This is a genomic window from Rhodococcus erythropolis NBRC 15567 (assembly GCF_001552595.1).
In the GTDB taxonomy this organism is placed as follows: Bacteria; Actinomycetota; Actinomycetes; order Mycobacteriales; family Mycobacteriaceae; genus Rhodococcus_F; species Rhodococcus_F erythropolis.
The window spans coordinates 124,966-143,721 of sequence record NZ_BCRM01000020.1 but is presented as its reverse complement, the minus strand read 5'-3'; the positions used below and the strand labels follow the sequence as shown (position 1 = coordinate 143,721).

Here is an 18,756-nt window from a genome sequence, read left to right as displayed (position 1 = left end):
TCGGCGCTTTTGCCGTCGCCGACGCCGGACTCCTCCATGGTCGCTCGGCCGTCACGCACTGGGAGATGATGCCCGCGCTCGCTAAAAACCATCCAAGTATCCGCTTGGACGAGTCGGTGCTCTATATCGACCACGGCGACGTGATGACGTCCGCGGGGACGGTGTCGTCGGTCGATGCTTGTCTGCACCTTGTGCGCAAGCACCTCGGATCCGCAGTTGCCACCCGCGTGGCGAGAAACCTGGTCGTCGCGCCGCATCGAGAGGGTGGTCAGGCCCAGTACATCGAGAGACCGCTTGCGGAACCTGCGGGCGACACAGCTGTTGCAGACGTGCTGGAATGGGCGCTCGGACGCCTGGACGAGCCGCTGTCTGTCGACCGCCTCGCAGGTCAGGCGCGGATGAGTCGACGAAACTTCATACGGCAGTTCCGTCTTGTCACGGGAACCACTCCGGCACGCTGGATTCTCCAGCAACGACTGAGCGAGGCGCGAGTTCTCCTGGAGACGACCGGTTGGAGCATTGACGCAATTGCGCTGGCGTGTGGGTTCGGAAGCACGGTGACCTTTCGACAGAACTTCACATCCGCGTTTGCGACCGCACCTTCCGCCTACCGGAAGCAGTTCGCTGACCACTCCCACAACGATCGCGTCGGAGAAACCGCGACGTCCGTTGGTTCAGGAGGGCGAATACGGAGGGGATGATGCGCCGCGCGCCCTGGATACGACCGATTCGCTTGCCCTCACTATGTGAAGCAGCAGGCCAGCTCTCTGCCCTTAGCGAGCGGCCCGCTCCAGCCACATACGTCGGGAGTACGTGTACTTGAACCGCTCTTGGACTAATACGAAGCCGGACGCCCGCCCAAAAATGCCTCGACGCTCTGTTCGAATTCCATCGCACGTATCGCGTCGCTTCAATGTCACCAACGGGTGAGTTGACGCACGCACAGCTCTTTCCACTCGTACTGACGATCTGGCGCGCGCTGCTAGACGATGCGGTGAACCCGGACGGGATCATGCACCTATCGGATAATCTCAAGCTTGGAGCACTGGCGAAGCATGTTGAGAGCGTGGGCGTCGCCCTAGTTTCGGTAGGAGTTTCTCGCATTCGCTTTGGCGATCCCGTGTTGACCGTTTGGCGTATCCCAGGATTGCCGTTTCGGGTTGTCCGGCATCGAGTGCGAGGCAGTCCACCGAGAGTTGAGGCCCTGGATGAGCGTCTGGCCGGCCCACTTCACCCTTGTCGCCTCCCGAAGCTGGTGATCATCTCACTTCGGTGTCGCACCGAACGATGGTGCCAGTTGTGTGGCAATAGGGTTCAGGTTGAGCTTGTCCGGGTCCACCTTGGGCTTGTCGTCCCAAGGCTGGGGGGTATTCGGGTCCGCGAATACGACGCGGTTGGCGCTCCGAACCCCCGTTTCACTGCCTTGCGGCGCCAGGCAGCTGGCCGCGACGTTGACCGGGAAGTCCTGCTGAGTGTCGTCGAAGTTCGGGTCTTTGCGCTTCATCTCGTCGAGGATCGCCATAGTCCCTTCGTATCCGACCGTGCAGGGGAACGGCGCATTGGTCTCGAGGACAAGTCCCTGACGTTGAGACGGTCCGTCTGCCTCAATGGCGGACGGTATTCCGGCGGCGAGGCCGGGCATGAAGATCAGAAGGGGTTGCAGTGCAATGGTTCGTGGCGCCAATGTTCGTGCTGTGGAAGCAAGGTCGCTCAGGTCTGTCGTCAGACTCGGACCCCCGTCACGGACGAGAGCCCCGACCTGTTCGCTGGCCGGTATGCCGTTGTCGATCACGCGTCGGATGTCGGGGTCGCTGGTGCGCAATTGCGCAGCCAGTGCGTCGAGGTCGGTGCTGAACTGCTTGATCGCCGACGATTGATCGGATTGCGTCGTGAGTACCGTCTGGCTGTCACGGATCAGTCCGAGGGTCTGGGGAAGGGTGTCGAGGCCCGACTGGGAAATCCCCGACAGCGAGTCGGCAAGTACCTGCAGATCTTCGCCCTTGCCGTTGAATGCCGCGCCGAGTTCCTTCGCGACGGTGTGGAGTGCGTCGACCGGAACGGAGTGCACCAGACCGTTGGCGCTGGTCAAGACGTTCTCGATGGGGATCGGCGTGGTGGTCTCGCCCACGGCGATCACCGAGCCGTCTTCGAGGAACGGGCCCTGGTCGGTATCGGGCTGAAGGTCGACGTACTGCTCACCGATGGCTGAGCGATTGGCCACCACGGCTCGCGCGGATGCCGGAATCTGTGGAGCACTGCTGTCGATCAACAGGTCGACTTCGATTCCGTCGGACGTGAGCGACATGTCGCCGACGCGTCCGACGGGTACACCGCGATAGGTCACTTCGGCGTTGGTGAAGATGCCACCGGACGTCGCCAGTTCGGTTTTGACCGTGTATTGGCCGAATCCCAGAAGATTGTCCAGCCGTACGTATTTCGCTCCGACATAGATCAAACCCAGGAGTGCAACCACGACGAGTGCGACCAGCTGCCACTTGGCGAGCTTCGACATCACCATCGCGTGCCTCGGGTCGATTCGGCTGAGCGCCCCACCGGCGCCGGAGTGTTCGACTTGCGGTCCCTGTTCAATGCGGAATTACGCATGAGCATTATCGAAATCAGCTGCAGACGCCCGATCGGGTTCGCTCCTGAAGCGTGAAGATTTCCCGTCGATCTTGAGAGCCTTCCACAGGACTCTCGAGACCCGGTTCATCAATCCGAGTTCGTCCGCGAGTAATCGGACATCGCCGAAGTACCCGCTCAACGCCTTACGTGATGCAGGGGACTCCCAGAACAGCTCCTTCTTCACCGACTTCGGGATCTCGAAGGTTTCGAAGAACGACTTCGGCGGAACGGCGATCACGTCGCACAGGACCCGCATGATGACCGGAAAAGCCAGGGAGAGAAGGAACTTACCCACCGGGCCGTTCTGATGCACATGCTGCCGTAGGAACTCGTTCGCAAACGAGATGTGTCGCGCCTCTTCGGCGACGTGAATGCGCATCACTCCGCGAATAATGGGGTGATAGTTGCTTTCACTGCGAAGATAGCTCTTTTGGATGTGATCAATGGGCTCTTCCCCAGCCAGCACCCCCATGAAGAAAATCGACGGAAACGGCCAAGCCGCAAGCCCGAGGAACGGCATGACGCGTCGCAGAACCGGGCCGAATCCCGGTACGTCGACGCCCGACCGATTCACCAGTTCCTGGAACATGAGTGTGTGGTTGCACTCTTCGATGACCTCGTGAGTGGCATACCGGAATTCCGCCGACCGGTTAGGCAGCATGGAAACGTACTGCATGAAACCACGAATGAGCACCTGCTCGAACTGCAGACCCACCTTGGCGATGTTCGCTTGCCGATACTGCCCTATGGCAATCTGCTGCTCCCGGGTGCGCGCGAGATACCAAGAATGTGTTCCCAGCAGTTCTACCTCGGGAAGAATCCATCGTGGGTCGTTGTCCACGACCTGAAATTCCGGTGCCTCCCAATCGATGTCGGTATACGGACTGAAGCTCCGGTGCACAGAAGCATCCGAGAGTCGATTGAGCATGTCCTCGTACGTTTCGTCGTCAGGCGCGTCGGAAAATCTCGGTTCGGTGGTCGTCATGGCAGGTGTGTCCCTTCCAGGGCAAACAGGAGGCCTATAACTCAGTAGATATGACTTCAAGTAACAGATAAGTAGGGTAGTAGAACAAACGGTCTATGGCAATGGTGAGCACTTCCACCGGCGAACACAGAGGACGCGCGGCTGATAGATTCGATGCCTAGACAGATCGATGATGAAGGGGAGCACATTGGTTACCGCTCCGCGAGAACGCCTCATTCGCACCACAGTCGAACTCATCCAAAGCAGGGGAGTCTCTGGCGTGGCCGTGACCGAGCTACTCGACCGCAGCGGAACCGCACGTCAATCGATCTACACGCACTTTCCACAAGGCAAGAATCAGTTGATCGAAGCCTCTGCCAGAGCCGCCGGATCGTGGATCAGCGCGATGATCGAGCAACTCTGTTCCGCCCCTCCCCTGGAGGCATTGCAGGCATTCATCGATTACTGGAAGTCGATGATCGTATCCAGCGACTACACCGCCGGATGCCCGATCGCCGCTGCCACGTTCGGCGGCAATGAAATACCCGGCGCAGTTGACGCGGCAAAAATAGCATTTGAAGAGTGGGAATCGATGCTAGCCAACAATTTTCGAGCTGCAAACCTGGATGATGCCCTCGCGCAATCCCTCTCGACAATGACGATCGCAGCAATCGAAGGCGCCGTCATCATGTCCGTCGCAACACGCTCCACCAGGCCTCTCGACCGCGTCGGCAAGCACCTCACCGAGCTCCTCGAGGCGCATCTCAGCGAAAATCACGAGAGAGAACCTGTTCTCCGACAACAAAACTGACTACCTCGCCGACCACCGATCAGCAGCAGAGCGTCTCTCCGAACCATGCAGTTCATACAAAATCGAATGGCTGCTGATAACGGCGCGTGCCACTACGAGAATGATCACTCCCGGCGGCGCTCGACCGCCTCCTTGGACCGTCGACGTTGCCTGAACCGGTTCTCCGTCAGGCCACGTCGACGGCTCAACGAGAGAACCGATGGCGCCAGGCAGGTTATGATGCAGTATGCGCAGGCTGGCCGGATCGTTCGATCGTGACCTCCCCGGATTGCCGCGTGGCCGCGGCCGACTGGCTGTGGGCGAGGTCCAAGACGCGCAACGTGATCGCATTCTGCGTGCGGTGATCTCGTCGACTGCGGAGAAGGGGATCGCCTCGACCACGATCGCCGATGTCGTCGGGCGTGCCAGGGTGTCTCGTCAAGCTTTCTACAAGCAGTTCGAGAGCAAAGAAGCGTGCTTGATCGCGGCGATCGACGCAGGCATCGAGGTGATCGTCTCCAACATCACCTCGACACAAAGCTCGACCGCCAATTTGTCTCTACACGAACAGCTTTCGGCTGTAATCGAAAAGTATCTCGAGACGTGTTCGTCCGAACCGGAGTTCGTGCGAGCCTGGGTGGTGGACCTACCTGTGGCCGGCCCGGCAGGGGTGGCGAAGCGCAACGAGTACGTGGAACTGCTCGCCGATGCATTGCTCGTCGGCTACTCGTCCAAGTCTTCAGAAGCCCCGGGGCGTGAAGTGTTTCTCGCGGCGATCGGCGGTTGCAACGAGTTGTTCTACCGCCAGGTGGTTGACGGGTCGAATTCGTACATGAATCTTCATGCGCCGATCATGTCCTTCCTTGAACGGGTACTGGATCTCTCGTCCGACCCTTCGTAGTCCGGTGTTGACAAGCCACGGGTAGATCGCCATGCTCATTCATAAGTACTGCTGCGTACTTATGAATGAGGAGTGGTCATGCGAATTACGAGTGGACTGACACAGCGTCCGATCGCACCGCCCGGCCGGGTAGCGATCCGTCCGCGGCGAGTCGATTTCGACTGGGAGAAAGCGCCTTTGGTGTGGTTGCCGAACGAGCCGATCGCCTCATACCTCCTCGGCTCGATGAACCTCGTCATCCCGGAGGGCGAACGGATGATGATCCAGGCCTTCGAGCAGGCTCTCCCGGACGTGCACGACGAGAAGCTTCGCGAGGACATGCTCGGTTTCATGGGCCAAGAATTGCTGCACGCAGAGGCGCATGACGAGGTCATGAATCAGGTGTTCACACGGCACGGGATCGACCCGGCCCCGTTCAACCGCCAGATGCAGTATTTCTTCCGTAGAACTTTGGGCATCGGTGACGACTCCGATCCGCAGGCCATCCGGCAGCGTCTGATCGAGCGTCTCGGGATCTGCGCGTCTTCGGAGCATATGTTCGCGTTCGTGGGCGACTGGGCGTTGAACGCGGACTTGGAGAAATTCGGCGCGGATCCGCAGATGCTTGACCTCTATCGGTGGCATGGGGCCGAAGAGGTCGAGCATCGTGCCGTGGCACACGAGGTCGCCACGTACTTCGGAGTCGGCTACTTTCGCCGCTGTATCTCCATGATCATCACGTGGCCAATCTTTTTGGGGTGGTTGCTCCGTGCTGCGATGTATCTGAGCCGCAACGACCCCAACACGCCGAACATCGGTTATCCGCGATTGCTACTGGAATTCGTCCGCGCCGGACGCCGCGGACTGGTGCCTGGTGTATCGAAATGGTTCTGGAGCGGTGTGTCGACGTTCGTGCCGGGATTTCACCCCGACAGTGTGGGGTCCACCGCCCAGGCCCTCGCCTACGTCGCGCAATCGCCAGCGGCCAAGCGGGTCAACACATGACACCCAACGCGCCCGAACTCACGCAGCGGTGGCCGGCCCCCCGCAAGATCCCGGTCGACCTACGCCGCGGCAAGCGCCGCGACTCGATTCTGCGCATTCTGGATGTCCTGGTCTCCACGCAGGTAAAGGTGGCGGTCTTGATTCATCGCGACGAGCCACCGGAAAACCGGATCGACGAGTACAAGACAACGCTCACGGTGTCGGAGCGCACGACGGTGGCCACCGACAACGATGTGGTCAGTCTCGAACTGCGAGCACCTGACGGCAGCGACCTCGAACGGTGGTATCCCGGGGCACACCTCGACCTGTACCTGCCCTCGGGACGGATACGTCAGTACTCGCTGTGCGGCGATCCCGCCGATCGACGCTGCTACCGGATCGCGGTACGCCGGATTCCTGATGGTGGCGGCGGATCGAACGAGGTGCACGACGAGTTGCCAGTCGGTACCGTCGTCGGCGTTCGCGGTCCACGCAACGCGTTCGGGTTCGTCGAACCCGGGCGAATCGAGCGCGCGAAGCGCGTTCACTTCGTGGCGGGTGGCATCGGCATCACACCGATACTGCCGATGGTCCGCGAGGCGGAGCGCATGGGCCTGGATTGGTCGCTGATGTACGTCGGTCGCGAGCGCCGCACACTACCGTTCCTCGAGGAATTGTCGTCGTTTGGTGATCGGGTCACCATCCGCACCGACGACGAATACGGCCTACCCGCAGCGAACGATCTTCTCCCGCCGAATGTCCGCAGCGGCGACGCGATCTACTGTTGCGGTCCGGTCCCGATGATGGACCTGATCACAGCTTGTGTGCGCAACGAGCCCGGTGTGGAAGTGCACGCCGAACGCTTCTCCGCCGCACCGGTCGTCGATGGACGACCCTTCCGCATCCAACTGGCTCGCACCGGTCAGGTCATCGATGTCGCCGCCGACCAGACCGCACTGGACGCGGTCCTGCGTGTGAACCCGAAAGCCCCCTATTCATGTCGTCAGGGCTTCTGCGGCACCTGCATGGTCCACGTCAGCGACGGCGACGTCGATCATCGTGACAATTCGTTGAGCCCAGCCGAGCGCGCCGCCGGCAAGATGCTCCTGTGCGTTTCGCGGAGCAACAGTCCCTGCCTGACGGTCACCACATGAATCCACCGATGAGAAAACACAATTCCAGACGACCGGAGTACCTGTTGAACGACGATCAACTGACATCGCGTGTGGTGGACCTGCTGATCGCACTGGAGGAAATGGACGCCGATGCCGTGCGCGCACTCGTCGATCCCGACATCGAATGGCGCAACACCGGCCTGCCCAGCGTGCGTGGAAGCAAACGCGTCGAACGGGCGCTCACGATCGTCTCTCGCCTGATCACCAGGTACGAGGTCGTGGAAGTGCTCACGATGACCACCGACCACAACACCGTGTCCTCCCGGCGAAGAGAGATCATCCGCATCGGATGGTTTGCCATGCACCTCGACGTAGACGGCCACTACACATTCGCAAACGGCCTGCTTCGCATTTGGGACGACCGCTTCTCCTACCGCCGACTGCTCCGCGGATTGCGATTCGGCCCAACCACCTGAAGTAGCGACGTTTTGTGTCGCATTTTGCCGGGGAGTCCTCACCAGATGCTGAAATCTCCCCCCTGCGGCCTCTCGACTACATCCTCGGCTCAGGAGTTCGGCTGCTGGTGCGGGCAACTCTCACCGAGTTCACGGTCGCGTATGTGACCGGCTCGTTGTGCCGTTGGACCGCAACGGGATTGGATACCGCTGATGGATGCACGACAATTGTTCGCCCTCGGCGCGCTCGGTACCGGGATGTTGTCGCTGGCCTTGCAACTGACCGCGCTGTGTCTCGGCGACGAGGACGCGGAGCGGTACGTCTTTGTTCGCGCCGCCAATGCCACCGCGGTCCTCAGCCTTGCTCTGCTGTCCGCCGCGTTTGTCTTCTGACCGACGGCTGGATGACTTTCCGGGCGCAACATGTTCACGAACGAAGGAGTTTCGGTGAATCCACCCATAAACCACTACCGCCGGCGATCGGTGAAATCGATCCTCTTCGGCGGAGTCGTTGCAGCACTGCTGCTCTCGGGATGCACGATCAGTTCAGCAGGCCCCACTACCGAAGGCAGGCAGTCGTCGAAGATGCCCACCGACTCCGAGCAGATCACCACGGTGATCCGATCTCACCTCGATGCACTCCGTACCGACTCGACCGAGAGCGCTGCTGCCACCGTCTGCGCCGAGAAGCAGGTATCAACCACGACCACTGGAAAGGTGTTGCCGGCAATCACACTCGATGCAGTCGAGTACGTCACCCTCCAAGGATCGACAGCCACAGCGACCGTACGCGGACATCTGGATGACGCTCCGGAGACCTCGATCGGCAAGGTCGTGTCGTTGACCTCCACCAGTGGCCACTGGCTCATCTGCTAAGCCTGCACCGCTTCGGCAAGCACAGGATAGGAACGAGAGAATTGAGGTAGCGGTGATGGTAGGCCGTGCGACGGACGAGAACGTCTTTCAACTCCGGTTGAACGAGCTTTTCTCCGGCTCCGATCGGCGCCTGACGAACACCGCTGTGGCTAACGGCCTTCTCGCACGGGGCTACCGAATCTCGACACCGTATCTCTCACAGCTTCGACACGGCGTCCGCTCGAGCCCATCGGATGAGGTGGTGTCAGCGTTGGCCGACTCGATGTCCCTCCCGGCTATTTCTTCATCATCCCCTGGTCCGGCGATCGCGCGCGCATTCACGACGAGGACGCGGAGATAGTCGCTCATCTCGCCGACCCGGAACTGAGACAGTTGCTCCGGGCCGCGAACGGACTCTCGGCGACCTCACTTGAACTGTTGTCGAATCTGGCTGCCGCACTACGTATCTCCGAAAGCCGTCGGAAGACGCCCACACGGACTCAACGTCCTACACCCGATCGACCGAAAACCGGCACCACGACCGCGGCGAATCAATCCCACCGATGTGATCTGACCCCCAAGTAAACCCATAGAGTTGCCGACTATTTGCCAAATGGCGTTCACTGGCACGCCCCCTCCACCTATTTTGGTTTCGAGACACCGGATTCGGCCCCTGACTAGATCCGAACGAAGAAAGGCCCTTTCGATGACACGTGCACTCAAGATCGTTGCCGCTCTGGCCATCCCAGCGGCTGCTGGAGCTGTGGCGGTTGCGGGCGCAGGATCTGCCTCGGCGGCGACTCCGGTATCGGGAGACGGTTACGTCGGAGTCATTCTCGATCACCACGAGACGGTCGTCGCGAGCCAGATCAAGGCGGGCAATCTGATCAACGCCGCATTCGGCGACGCCTGGACTGTCGGGTTTCCGCACGATTCCATCTGGCACACCGGAGCATGGACCCCGGGTCAGTCCTCATGATGCTTGTCGTCAGCACGAGTCTGGAATTCCGAGAACTGTTCGTCGAGGTTTTCGACCTTCTCGTCCGACATCTCCGTGACGTGGTCGGCGAAAGCTGTCCCGGCGACTGTGCCGCCGGTCCCGGGCACCGTGACCGTCTCTCTCGATCCAGGCTCGTATCTTTTGTCCATCTCGTCCGCGAGTTCTATCGCCCCGTCAGCGGTGTCGGGACTTGTTTCGGATCCAGTCGTACCCTCTTGGCCGGCATCAACGTGCCCGGAACTTTCCACGTTCACTGGTATCCCACTCTCTGCATCGACACCGACCGGTCGTCGCTTCAGGCAACCTGCCGACACTCGAACGGGTTGCTCGGCAGCCTGTTTCGTCGACATATCAGTTGCGGGGTCACGACGCATTGGAGGTACCCCGTCCGCCGCACGGCGAATCCGGAATGTTGGTCCGCGGTATCCAACGACCTACACGCGCGGTGGTACAGGGACTGCGAGATCCTCGCGGACGAATCAGGCCGCCCCACCATGAAATCGGCCTCCGCCACCCTTGGCCCAATTACTCGTCGATGCGGTTCGACATCCGCAGCGAAGTTGCGGTGGTTACTAGGAGGTAGGTCGGGGTAGCCCGCGTATCGGCGGTGGCTCCGCGGTCCGCGGAGCACTCGTCGAGCACAAGCTGAACATCATGTAAAGCACGCACCGACGAAGGGACGACCCCGATATGAGCAACTCCGAAACCACGTCCGCCTTGATCAACCAGCTGCGCATCATCCTCGGTCTGACACATGCCGAGATCCAGGTCGCCGAAACACGCGTCGCTCAAGCCAGAACCGAAGCGGTTCGACGCGAACTCACGGAAAACGCAGAGAACGGTCGAGAAAGGGCCAGTTCCATCGAGTCCACGATTCGCGATCTGGGTGGCGTTCCGGAATCGGTCGGTCCGTTCCTCGGACGAGCGACAGCAGGCGTGAAAGCGATGGTCGAACAGGCCCAGCCCTTCGACGAAGCTGTACTGGGAGACCTTGCGCTCGAACATCAACTCCTCGACCGCTCCCGCTACCTCAAGGCCCTGGCCACTGCCGGCGGCGATCAGACCGTCGCGGCGTTGGCCGACCGCCTCATCACTGCACACTCCGCGACTGTGGACTGGCTGACCACCGTCCTTGCCGAGGAGGCACTCGGGGGGCCGGCAGCTTTGCGTCGCACTCCGTTCCAAGCGGCCACCGGAGCAGCCATTCGACTGGTCAACGTTCCGGTCTCCTGGTCCACCCGCAGTCTCGACCGTGCCATCGACGCTGTTCGCACGTCGCCGCCGGTATTGGGTGAGCTGATCAGCTGGGGCGCATATGCCGGTGACGTGACTGTGAAAACACTGTCGGCCAGTAGGGATGCGGCCATCGCCACGGCTGAGAAAGTCACTCGCCGAGAAGGTGCTGACGGTGCCGCGGATGTCTTCCGTTCGGTACGCAAGTCGAGTGGGTTACTCGACCCCGCTGAACTTCCCATCGAAGACTTCGACGAACTCAACGTCACCCAGGCCGTCTCCGCGGTGAAGGAACTGGCCGACGCCGCACAGGTACGAGACATCGTTGCGTACGAGGAAGCGCACAAGAACCGACACGGCGTCGTATCCGCTGCACAGGCAAGACTTGCGGCGATCGCCCAGGAAGTCGTCGGAATTAACTGACCTTCGTATCCGCCTGAGGAGGGCGAGAGAAAACAGCCTCTGCATTGCTTCGTGTCCCGAAGAACCGAGCAAGGCCAGACCGCCCCGAACACAACTACAAAGCACTCCCGAAATCGGCGATACTCGTTCATCACGACAGGTTCCGGGCATACGGGGCGGGGGCTGACCACGCATCAAAGTCAGCCCCCGCCGCCGTTTCTGCAGTTTAGGGCTGTCAGCGCAAACTCACCATGGAAGAACGCGCCTGTCTGCTCGAAATCTACGAGACGCGGCAGTTTCTGAATCGAAACACATTGCAAGAATACGGGTTTGAAGCAATCGCCGTTGTACGCGAACATCGATCTTGCTGGGCGCAGCGGCAGTCGTAATCCCGCACGAACTCGACCGGCAGCTGACAGCATCTCGACACCGGCAATTCCCGTTCCGCCCCCACCCCATGGGGTTGGCAACCGCCGTTGTTCCTGCTCCGATGCTGCCTTGTTCGCGGCCGAGACCCTCCTCGAAAAAATCTGGCACTCTCAGTTGCAGAGTGCTAATTCGTGTGGTTATCATGTTCTCGCACAGTAAGTTCGGTCGACCGCCACAGTGGCGGGGACCTTTCGTTTCACGACATGGGAGGTGTGTTGCTGTGCTTCGTTTCGATCCTTTCACCGACATCGATGCGATCACCAAGTCCGTCCTCGCCGTGGGAACCGGCAACGGACGCAGTCCACGGTTCATGCCGATGGACCTCTACAAGGTCGAAGACCAGTACGTCCTGCACGCCGATCTTCCCGGCGTCGATCCCGGCTCGGTGGACGTTCACATCGACGGCTCGACTCTGACGTTGACCGCGCACCGCACCGCCCTCTCCGAAGAGGGTGTGAGCTGGCTGGCGAGTGAGCGTTTCGCTGGAACCTTCAGACGGCAACTGTCCATCAGCGACGACATCGACGCCGAACAGATCGTCGCCTCATACGACAACGGCGTATTGACGGTGACCTTGCCGATCGTGGAGAAGGCGAAACCGCGGCGGATCGAGGTCTCCTCCGGACCACCCTCCCGAACCGATAACGCCGGATCGACAACACAGGTGCAGATCGAAGCCTGATCCGCCTGGCCCGAACACCGCTTGATGGTGGGGTGACTCCCGAGGACACGCGATGGGTTCTCGGGCCTCACCCACCATCGTTTCGATCTCCCACTGCACACCCGTGGCACACACCGGTACATCCACCACACGAAAGAATCAGCGCGAGAACCCTTTAGCTGCCATGACTGCATCCACCATCCCCCCGCACGAACAATCCGACAACACCGACAACACCGAATCCCGCGCGCACACTCCACCCGATTGGTGGGATCACCACCGTCCGATCACCAGCGACGAATACAGCGACATGGCGCTGATGCTCGGTGCCCTCTCGATCCTGACGTTCTGGATGTTCGGCCTCGGCATCTTCCTCGGTGCCGCCGCCATCGGAACCGCACTGGCAGCGCGCCGACCCGACACCCCCCGACACGATCCGGGCGACAACACCGCCGGCGTGGTCGGGATCCTCACCGGCATTGCCGGAATCGCCTTCGGCGCAGTCTTCCTCACTGCAGCACTACCCCACCTGTAGACAAACCGAATTTTGCACTAGTGGAATCGAATTGGTGCTTGTAGCAGGATCTCACAAGATCTGAAATCCGTCCCACCTTCAGGCGATGGCGGCAGCAGCTATCCCCGCGCCATATCGACGAACTTCGAGAGATGAAGCTGGTGCGCCACAGTGATTGTCGCGGTCGGGCCGTTACGGTGCTTACCCAGAATCAGGTCGGCTTCACCGCCACGGGGATCGTCTCGCTCGGTCGCGTCGGGGCGGTACAGCAGAATCACCATGTCGGCGTCCTGCTCGAGCGATCCGGACTCACGAAGGTCGGCGACCTGCGGACGCTTGTCGGTTCGCTGCTCGGGACCACGGTTGAGCTGACAGATCGCGACAACCGGAACTTCGAGCTCCTTCGCCAAAAGCTTTAGGCTACGGGAGAATTCGGAGACTTCCTGCTGACGGGACTCGACCTTTTTACCCGAGCTCATCAGCTGGAGGTAGTCGATGACGATCAGGCGAATGTCGTGTTTCTGCTTGAGCCGCCGCGCTTTTGCGCGAATTTCCATCATGGTGAGGTTGGGGGAGTCGTCGATGAATAGCGGCGCCTCACTGATCTCACTCATGCGACGCGCGAGCTTGGTCCAGTCGTCGTCGGTCATCTTTCCGGAGCGCATGTCGCCGAGCTTGATCTTTGCCTCTGCGGACAGCAGACGCATGACGATCTCGGTTTTACTCATTTCCAACGAGAACATGACGCTGGCCATGCCGTGCGTGATGGAGCAGGAACGCAAAAAATCCATTCCAAGGGTCGATTTGCCCACACCAGGACGGGCCGCGACGATAATCATCTGACCAGCGTGAAGGCCGTTGGTGATCTCGTCGAGATCCTTGAATCCGGTGGGCACACCGAGGGAAATTCCGCCGCGGCTGGCGATGGAGTCGATCTCGTCCATCGTGGGCTGGAGGAGCTCGGTGAGGGGTACGAAGTCCTCGGTGGTTCGACGCTCGGTGACCTCGAAGATCTCGGCCTGCGCGCGGTCGACAACCTCGGCCACGTCCTGGCCCTCGGTGCCGGCGTAGCCGTACTGGACGATGCGCGTACCGGCGTCGACGAGACGACGCAGCACGGACTTCTCGGCCACGATCTCGGCATAGAAGGCGGCGTTGGCCGCTGTGGGCACTGTCTGGGTCAGCGTCACCAGGTAGGCAGCACCACCGATACGGCGGAGCTCACCTCGACGGTCGAGCTCGGCGGAGACCGTCACCGGGTCGGCGGGCTCGCCACGGCTGTAGAGGTCCAGGATCACGTCGTAGACGGACTGGTGGGCGGGCCGGTAGAAGTCACCCGGACGCAGTACCTCGAGGACGTCAGCGATGGCGTCCTTGCTCAGCAGCATGCCGCCGAGCACCGACTGCTCGGCAGTCATGTCCTGAGGTGGCTGGCGTCCGAACTCCTGGTCGGGCTCGGCCTCGGGAGGGCCCGGGTAGTCCGGCCCTGAGAAGTCGGAAGGTCCTCGATCATCTACAACAGCCACAAGCGAGACCTTCCCGTAAAACACTCGACGACACTGCCAGAAACCGCAGCGCCCTCATCATTTGTACCTGCCCCCACCGACATCCCCTAGCCGCATTCGGCCGGGCTGTAGATAGACGCCGAGATGACGTTAGGGACTAGTAGGTCCGCATACAAACCGGACTGTGGATAAACCTGTGGATGCTTTGTGGAAACTCCCGCCCCACGGTGTGCACCGCCTGTGGAGCATTTGGGGACTACTTTGCCTAGCAACCACAAAAGACCAGGTAGATGGCTATCCACAATTTCACAGGCCTGTTGATGAAAATAGTTTTTCCACAGTCGGCGCGTCGGCGTGTCGGGCGTGTTGCCTCGCCCGATTCGTCACTGATCACCAAGTCGAACATCACAGTGTGAGAGTTATCCCCAGGTCCGATTCGGGACGCTGTCAGGCGGCACACCGCACCCCGAAACAAAACGTCGGGCCCCACACACCGAAGTGTGCGGGGCCCGACGAGACGAACAGTCGACTATGCGCCGACGACGTTCAGGTTGAACTTGGCAACCACATCGGGGTGCAGGTTCACGACCACGGCGTGCTTGCCCGTGTTCTTGATGTGAGCCTTCGGCAACACGATGGAGCGCTTGTCGACAATCGGTCCACCGGCAGCCTTGATCGCAGCAGCGACGTCAGCGACGGTAACCGAACCGAAGAGCTTGCCCGAGCCACCGGCGGTCTTGACCGTCAGCGTTACGGACTCGAGGCCCTCGATAGCTGCCTTGAGCTCCTTGGCGTGATCCAGGCCGCGCACAGCGCGCGCTTCCTGTGCACGACGGATGCCCTCGACCTGCTTCTCGGCGCCACGGGTGGCGACGATTGCCAGTCCGCGGGGGAGCAGGTAGTTACGGCCGTAGCCGTCCTTGACCTCCACGGTGTCGCCAGGCGCACCGAGGTTGTCCACGTCAGCGGTGAGGATGAGCTTCATGTTCTTTCCTCCCTTTCCTTAGCGAGCCACGGTGGCGTAAGGCAGCAGTGCTACCTCACGTGAGTTCTTGACGGCAATGGCAACGTCGCGCTGGTGCTGGACGCAATTGCCGGTGACACGGCGAGCACGGATCTTTCCGCGATCGCTGACGTACTTACGAAGCAACGTCGTGTCCTTGTAGTTGATCTGCGTGTTCTTCTCTTTGCAGAAGGTGCAGACCTTCTTCTTCATAACCTTGTCGCGCAAGGGCGGCTTCGGCATGTCTTTGCTCTTTTCTGGATGTTCCTGATCAGGTACGGATCAGAAGGGCGGTTCGTCGCTGCCCGCACCACCGAAGGAGCCCGAAGCCTGAGGCGCACTGCCCCAAGGATCGTCTCCACCCGAAGGTGCAGCGCTCGGACGTCCGCCACCCGATCCGCCGGAGGAACCGCCGAAGTTGCCGCCTCCACCGCCGCCACCACGGTTGGCCTTGTTGACCTTTGCCGTGGCGTACTTCAGTGAAGGACCGATTTCATCGACTTCGAGCTCGACGACAGTTCGCTTTTCGCCCTCGCGAGTTTCGTACGAACGCTGCTTGAGCCGGCCGCTCACGATTACTCGTGAACCACGGGTCAAGCTCTCCGCGACGTTCTCGGCTGCTTCGCGCCAGATGTTGCAACGCATGAACAGCGCATCGCCGTCTTTCCATTCATTGGAATTACGGTCGAAGGTGCGGGGCGTGGAAGCAACCGTGAAGTTTGCAACCGCGGCACCCGCCGGGGTGAAACGAAGTTCAGGATCAGCCGTCAGGTTTCCGATGACGGTGATGATGGTGTCGCCAGCCATGTGGTTCCTCCTGCATTGATGTAAGACCGTTGGGCGCGAGAGTAGAGCTCGCTACCGACAGTAATTACTTGTTGTGGCGCAGAACCTTCGTGCGCAGAACCGACTCGTTCAGACCGAGCTGACGATCGAGCTCAGCGACGGTGGCGGGAGTGGCGTTGATGTCGATCACCGCGTAGATACCTTCAGCATGCTTCAGGATCTCGTAGGCGAGACGACGCTTACCCCAGACATCGACCTTGTCGATCGTGCCGCCGTGCTGGCGCACAACATTGAGGAACGTATCCAGTGAAGGAGCGACAGTGCGCTCGTCCAGGCTGGGGTCAAGGATGACCATCAATTCGTAATGACGCATAAGACCTCATCACCTCCTGTGGACTAAGTGAAAACGGCCACGGACTATCCGTGGCAGGAGGGTCGTTGCGTCAGCAACCCTCGTAGGTTACACGAGGGGCCTTGACCAGGGAAATCGTCCCGGCCCTCCGGGAAGACCACCGGATCGATGCGCGACGCGTGGCGCAGACGCATCACCCCGCGAGCCACTGCGCCCCCTAGGGTGAGAATCATGCGAACAGACCGCAAGACCCCGGCGTCGATCCTGGCGTTGGTCGTCGGATTGTGCGGGCTGACGATGGCGCTGGGCTATTTCAACAAGGCCAGATGCGGCGGTGCACCGTTCGCGCCCGACGGCCGAAGCCTGAACTTCGACGTCAACAAGAACATCGACGTCTGCTACTCCGACATTCAGTTGCTCTGGCTCGGACGAGGTATCGATCAGCATCTGTTCCCCTTCGTCACCGGAGGGATAACGCCCGAAGGATTCCTGACCGGCGGAACCGTCGAATACCCGGTGCTCAGCGGAATTCTGATGTGGCTGGGCGGTATCGGCTCACACACCGACACCGATTTCCTTCTGCACTCGGCCCTGATCCTGGCTCCTTTCGGACTGCTCACCGCGTGGATGCTCGGCAAGATGAGCGGCGCGTACGCGCTCGTGTGGTCGGCGACTCCGCCTCTGGTTCTGTACGCATTCCACAACTGGGAGCTCCCGGTGGTGGCCACCAGCGTCGGCGCGATCTTCCTGATGACGTTCGAGCGGATCCCGCTGCGAACTCGCGCGGTTCTGGCGGCCGTCATCCTGGCGATCGGTTTCTGTTTGAAGCTGTACCCGGGAATGTTCGTGCTGCCGCTCATGGCCTACGTGCTTCTACGCGGCACCGAAGGCAAGCGCTACGACGTTCGTGGGGCGCTGATGACGGCGGGCGCGGCGATCGTCACCGTCGTCCTCGTCAACCTGCCGTTCGCCCTCATCTCGTACGAAGGCTGGCGCGCGTCGTTCAGCTTCCAGGAGAAGCGAAGCGCCGACATCACCACCAACTCGGTGTGGTTCTGGGGGTTGCGCCCCTTCTACGGTTTCGGAGTTCGCGAACTCAACGCCGACTACGACGCACTGGTGAGCATCCTGTCTCCGGTGATGATCCTGTTGTCGTTCGCGCTCGCGATGTATCTGGGTTGGCGCCGCTACGTCCGCGACGGCTACTTTCCGTGGATTGCAGTCAGTGCCGCGATGCTGTGCGGATTCGTGTTGCTGCACAAGGTCAATTCACCGCAGTACACACTGTGGATCCTGCCTTTCCTCGTACTGTTCAAGATCCGGTGGTTCTGGATCGTCGCCTATCTGATCGCCGACGCAGCGTTGGGTATCGGCATCTTCCGGTACTTCTACCAACTGGACATGAATCTCGATCCGAGCAAGTACGAAGCCGTCGTCCAGGCGAGCGTGTGGGGCCACGTCATCCTGCTCGCCGTGTTCTTCTTCCTGTTCCTGCGAGTCCCGTTGCGGTATCCGCTGGCCGGTGGGACCGATCAGATTGCCAACTCCGACAACAACCTTCCGACTCACTCACGGGAGCACGCCTGATGACTGCATCATGGTTCGAATCACCGACGCTGACCGGTGATCGTGTCCGACTCGAACCCCTGGGCGTCGCGCACACCGACGCTCTGCTCGCTGCTGCCGACGACGCGGCGATCTTTCGTTGGACCGCATCGCCCATCACCGATCGGGAACAGGCGCAGAAGTACATCGCTGCAGCAACCGACGACCCGAATCGGATCGCCTTCGCGCAGGTGAACATCGCGACGAACGCCGTGGTCGGCACTACGTCCATGTACCAGATCGACCCGGTAAACCGCAGTCTTGCAATCGGATACACGTGGTTGTCGCGATCTGTTCAGGGAACGGGGATCAATCCCGAATCGAAGCTGCTCCTGCTTCGTCACGCCTTCGACCAGCTCGAGGCCGTACGCGTCGAGTGGCACACGGACGAGTTCAACGAACAGTCCAGAGCAGCGATCGCAAAGCTCGGCGCTCAGTTCGAGGGCCTGCTGCGCAAGCACCGGCGCCGCGCCGATGGCAGTTGGCGTACAACAGCGCTGTTCGCGATGACCGACGACGACTGGCCGACCATCGCACCTCAGCTCGAGACACGTACCCGAAACTAGCGATCACCTGCACTCTTCGGCCAAGTCCATGC

General features: G+C 60.8%; 22 protein-coding genes. 14 read left to right on the top strand and 8 right to left on the bottom strand.

Going from position 1 to position 18,756, the window contains the following annotated elements; translation table 11 throughout:
- The coding region (locus RE4_RS22905) for a GlxA family transcriptional regulator (RefSeq protein ID WP_155716988.1) at positions 1-701 on the top strand (701 nt) is incomplete at its 5' end.
- A 563-nt stretch (positions 702-1,264) separates the two neighbouring features.
- On the opposite strand, the gene RE4_RS22900 is transcribed toward RE4_RS22905, so the two are convergent.
- Both RE4_RS22900 and RE4_RS22895 read right to left on the bottom strand, forming a co-directional pair.
- On the bottom strand, positions 1,265-2,518 hold the full coding sequence (locus RE4_RS22900; RefSeq protein ID WP_249347660.1) for an MCE family protein: 1,254 nt from the start codon (positions 2,516-2,518) through the stop codon (positions 1,265-1,267).
- Positions 2,519-2,596: 78 nt separating this feature from the next.
- Complete coding sequence (locus RE4_RS22895; protein WP_029256690.1) at positions 2,597-3,610, bottom strand: AurF N-oxygenase family protein; 1,014 nt, start codon at positions 3,608-3,610, stop codon at positions 2,597-2,599.
- Positions 3,611-3,779: 169 nt separating this feature from the next.
- Between RE4_RS22895 and RE4_RS22890 the strand changes: the two genes are divergently transcribed.
- The 8 genes from RE4_RS22890 (at position 3,780) to RE4_RS22855 (ending at position 9,647) form a co-directional block, all read left to right on the top strand.
- On the top strand, positions 3,780-4,400 hold the full coding sequence (locus tag RE4_RS22890) for a TetR/AcrR family transcriptional regulator (protein WP_060939402.1): 621 nt from the start codon (positions 3,780-3,782) through the stop codon (positions 4,398-4,400).
- Between the two features lie 226 nt (positions 4,401-4,626).
- Positions 4,627-5,280 (top strand): TetR/AcrR family transcriptional regulator, encoded by a 654-nt coding sequence (locus RE4_RS22885; protein WP_060939401.1) that lies wholly within the window; start codon positions 4,627-4,629, stop codon positions 5,278-5,280.
- Between the two features lie 78 nt (positions 5,281-5,358).
- Complete coding sequence (locus tag RE4_RS22880) at positions 5,359-6,264, top strand: metal-dependent hydrolase (protein ID WP_021333229.1); 906 nt, start codon at positions 5,359-5,361, stop codon at positions 6,262-6,264.
- Complete coding sequence (locus RE4_RS22875) at positions 6,261-7,397, top strand: PDR/VanB family oxidoreductase (RefSeq protein ID WP_060939400.1); 1,137 nt, start codon at positions 6,261-6,263, stop codon at positions 7,395-7,397. The genes RE4_RS22880 and RE4_RS22875 overlap by 4 nt, the downstream gene beginning before the upstream one ends.
- A 44-nt stretch (positions 7,398-7,441) precedes the next feature.
- A complete protein-coding gene (locus RE4_RS22870; RefSeq protein WP_223257862.1) occupies positions 7,442-7,834 on the top strand; it encodes a limonene-1,2-epoxide hydrolase family protein in 393 nt (130 codons plus the stop codon).
- Positions 7,835-8,026: 192 nt separating this feature from the next.
- Entirely contained in the window at positions 8,027-8,206 is a 180-nt protein-coding gene (locus tag RE4_RS22865) for a hypothetical protein (RefSeq protein WP_060939399.1), read from the top strand.
- Positions 8,207-8,260: 54 nt separating this feature from the next.
- Positions 8,261-8,689, top strand: coding sequence for an Rv0361 family membrane protein (locus RE4_RS22860; protein ID WP_127160033.1), 429 nt, complete (start codon positions 8,261-8,263; stop codon positions 8,687-8,689).
- Positions 8,690-9,374: 685 nt separating this feature from the next.
- Entirely contained in the window at positions 9,375-9,647 is a 273-nt protein-coding gene (locus tag RE4_RS22855) for a hypothetical protein (RefSeq protein WP_024488174.1), read from the top strand.
- Here the strand turns inward: RE4_RS22855 and RE4_RS22850 are convergent.
- A complete protein-coding gene (locus RE4_RS22850; protein ID WP_174531780.1) occupies positions 9,635-9,922 on the bottom strand; it encodes a hypothetical protein in 288 nt (95 codons plus the stop codon). The two genes, RE4_RS22855 and RE4_RS22850, sit on opposite strands and share 13 nt — an antisense overlap.
- A 436-nt stretch (positions 9,923-10,358) precedes the next feature.
- Here RE4_RS22850 and RE4_RS22845 point away from each other — a divergent pair, with 436 nt between their 5' ends.
- From RE4_RS22845 to RE4_RS22835, 3 genes are all read left to right on the top strand, one after another.
- Entirely contained in the window at positions 10,359-11,324 is a 966-nt protein-coding gene (locus RE4_RS22845; protein WP_024488176.1) for a DUF8129 domain-containing protein, read from the top strand.
- Positions 11,325-11,952: 628 nt separating this feature from the next.
- Positions 11,953-12,414: an Hsp20/alpha crystallin family protein gene (locus RE4_RS22840; RefSeq protein ID WP_060939397.1), complete on the top strand. Its 462-nt coding sequence runs from the start codon at positions 11,953-11,955 to the stop codon at positions 12,412-12,414.
- A gap of 52 nt (positions 12,415-12,466) precedes the next feature.
- The gene (locus RE4_RS22835; protein WP_060939396.1) at positions 12,467-12,928 is read left to right on the top strand and encodes a hypothetical protein; all 462 of its coding nucleotides are present in this window, start codon (positions 12,467-12,469) and stop codon (positions 12,926-12,928) included.
- A 98-nt stretch (positions 12,929-13,026) separates the two neighbouring features.
- Here the strand turns inward: RE4_RS22835 and dnaB are convergent, their stop codons facing one another.
- The 5 genes from dnaB to rpsF form a co-directional block, all read right to left on the bottom strand.
- On the bottom strand, positions 13,027-14,433 hold the full coding sequence (dnaB, locus tag RE4_RS22830; RefSeq protein ID WP_019746049.1) for a replicative DNA helicase: 1,407 nt from the start codon (positions 14,431-14,433) through the stop codon (positions 13,027-13,029).
- 508 nt (positions 14,434-14,941) lie between these two features.
- Positions 14,942-15,397, bottom strand: a complete 456-nt coding sequence (gene rplI / locus RE4_RS22825) for a 50S ribosomal protein L9 (RefSeq protein ID WP_003941243.1) — start codon at positions 15,395-15,397, stop codon at positions 14,942-14,944.
- An 18-nt stretch (positions 15,398-15,415) separates the two neighbouring features.
- The gene (gene rpsR / locus RE4_RS22820) at positions 15,416-15,658 is read right to left on the bottom strand and encodes a 30S ribosomal protein S18 (protein WP_003941245.1); all 243 of its coding nucleotides are present in this window, start codon (positions 15,656-15,658) and stop codon (positions 15,416-15,418) included.
- A gap of 39 nt (positions 15,659-15,697) precedes the next feature.
- Positions 15,698-16,222, bottom strand: coding sequence for a single-stranded DNA-binding protein (locus RE4_RS22815; RefSeq protein WP_003941248.1), 525 nt, complete (start codon positions 16,220-16,222; stop codon positions 15,698-15,700).
- 64 nt (positions 16,223-16,286) lie between these two features.
- Positions 16,287-16,574, bottom strand: a complete 288-nt coding sequence (gene rpsF / locus RE4_RS22810) for a 30S ribosomal protein S6 (protein ID WP_003941237.1) — start codon at positions 16,572-16,574, stop codon at positions 16,287-16,289.
- A 210-nt stretch (positions 16,575-16,784) separates the two neighbouring features.
- On the opposite strand from rpsF, the gene RE4_RS22805 reads away from it, so the two are divergent.
- Positions 16,785-18,140 (top strand): glycosyltransferase family 87 protein, encoded by a 1,356-nt coding sequence (locus RE4_RS22805; RefSeq protein ID WP_007735530.1) that lies wholly within the window; start codon positions 16,785-16,787, stop codon positions 18,138-18,140.
- Entirely contained in the window at positions 18,140-18,724 is a 585-nt protein-coding gene (locus tag RE4_RS22800; RefSeq protein ID WP_021333213.1) for a GNAT family N-acetyltransferase, read from the top strand. Before RE4_RS22805 ends, RE4_RS22800 begins: the two co-directional genes overlap by 1 nt.
- Positions 18,725-18,756: the final 32 nt, after the last annotated feature.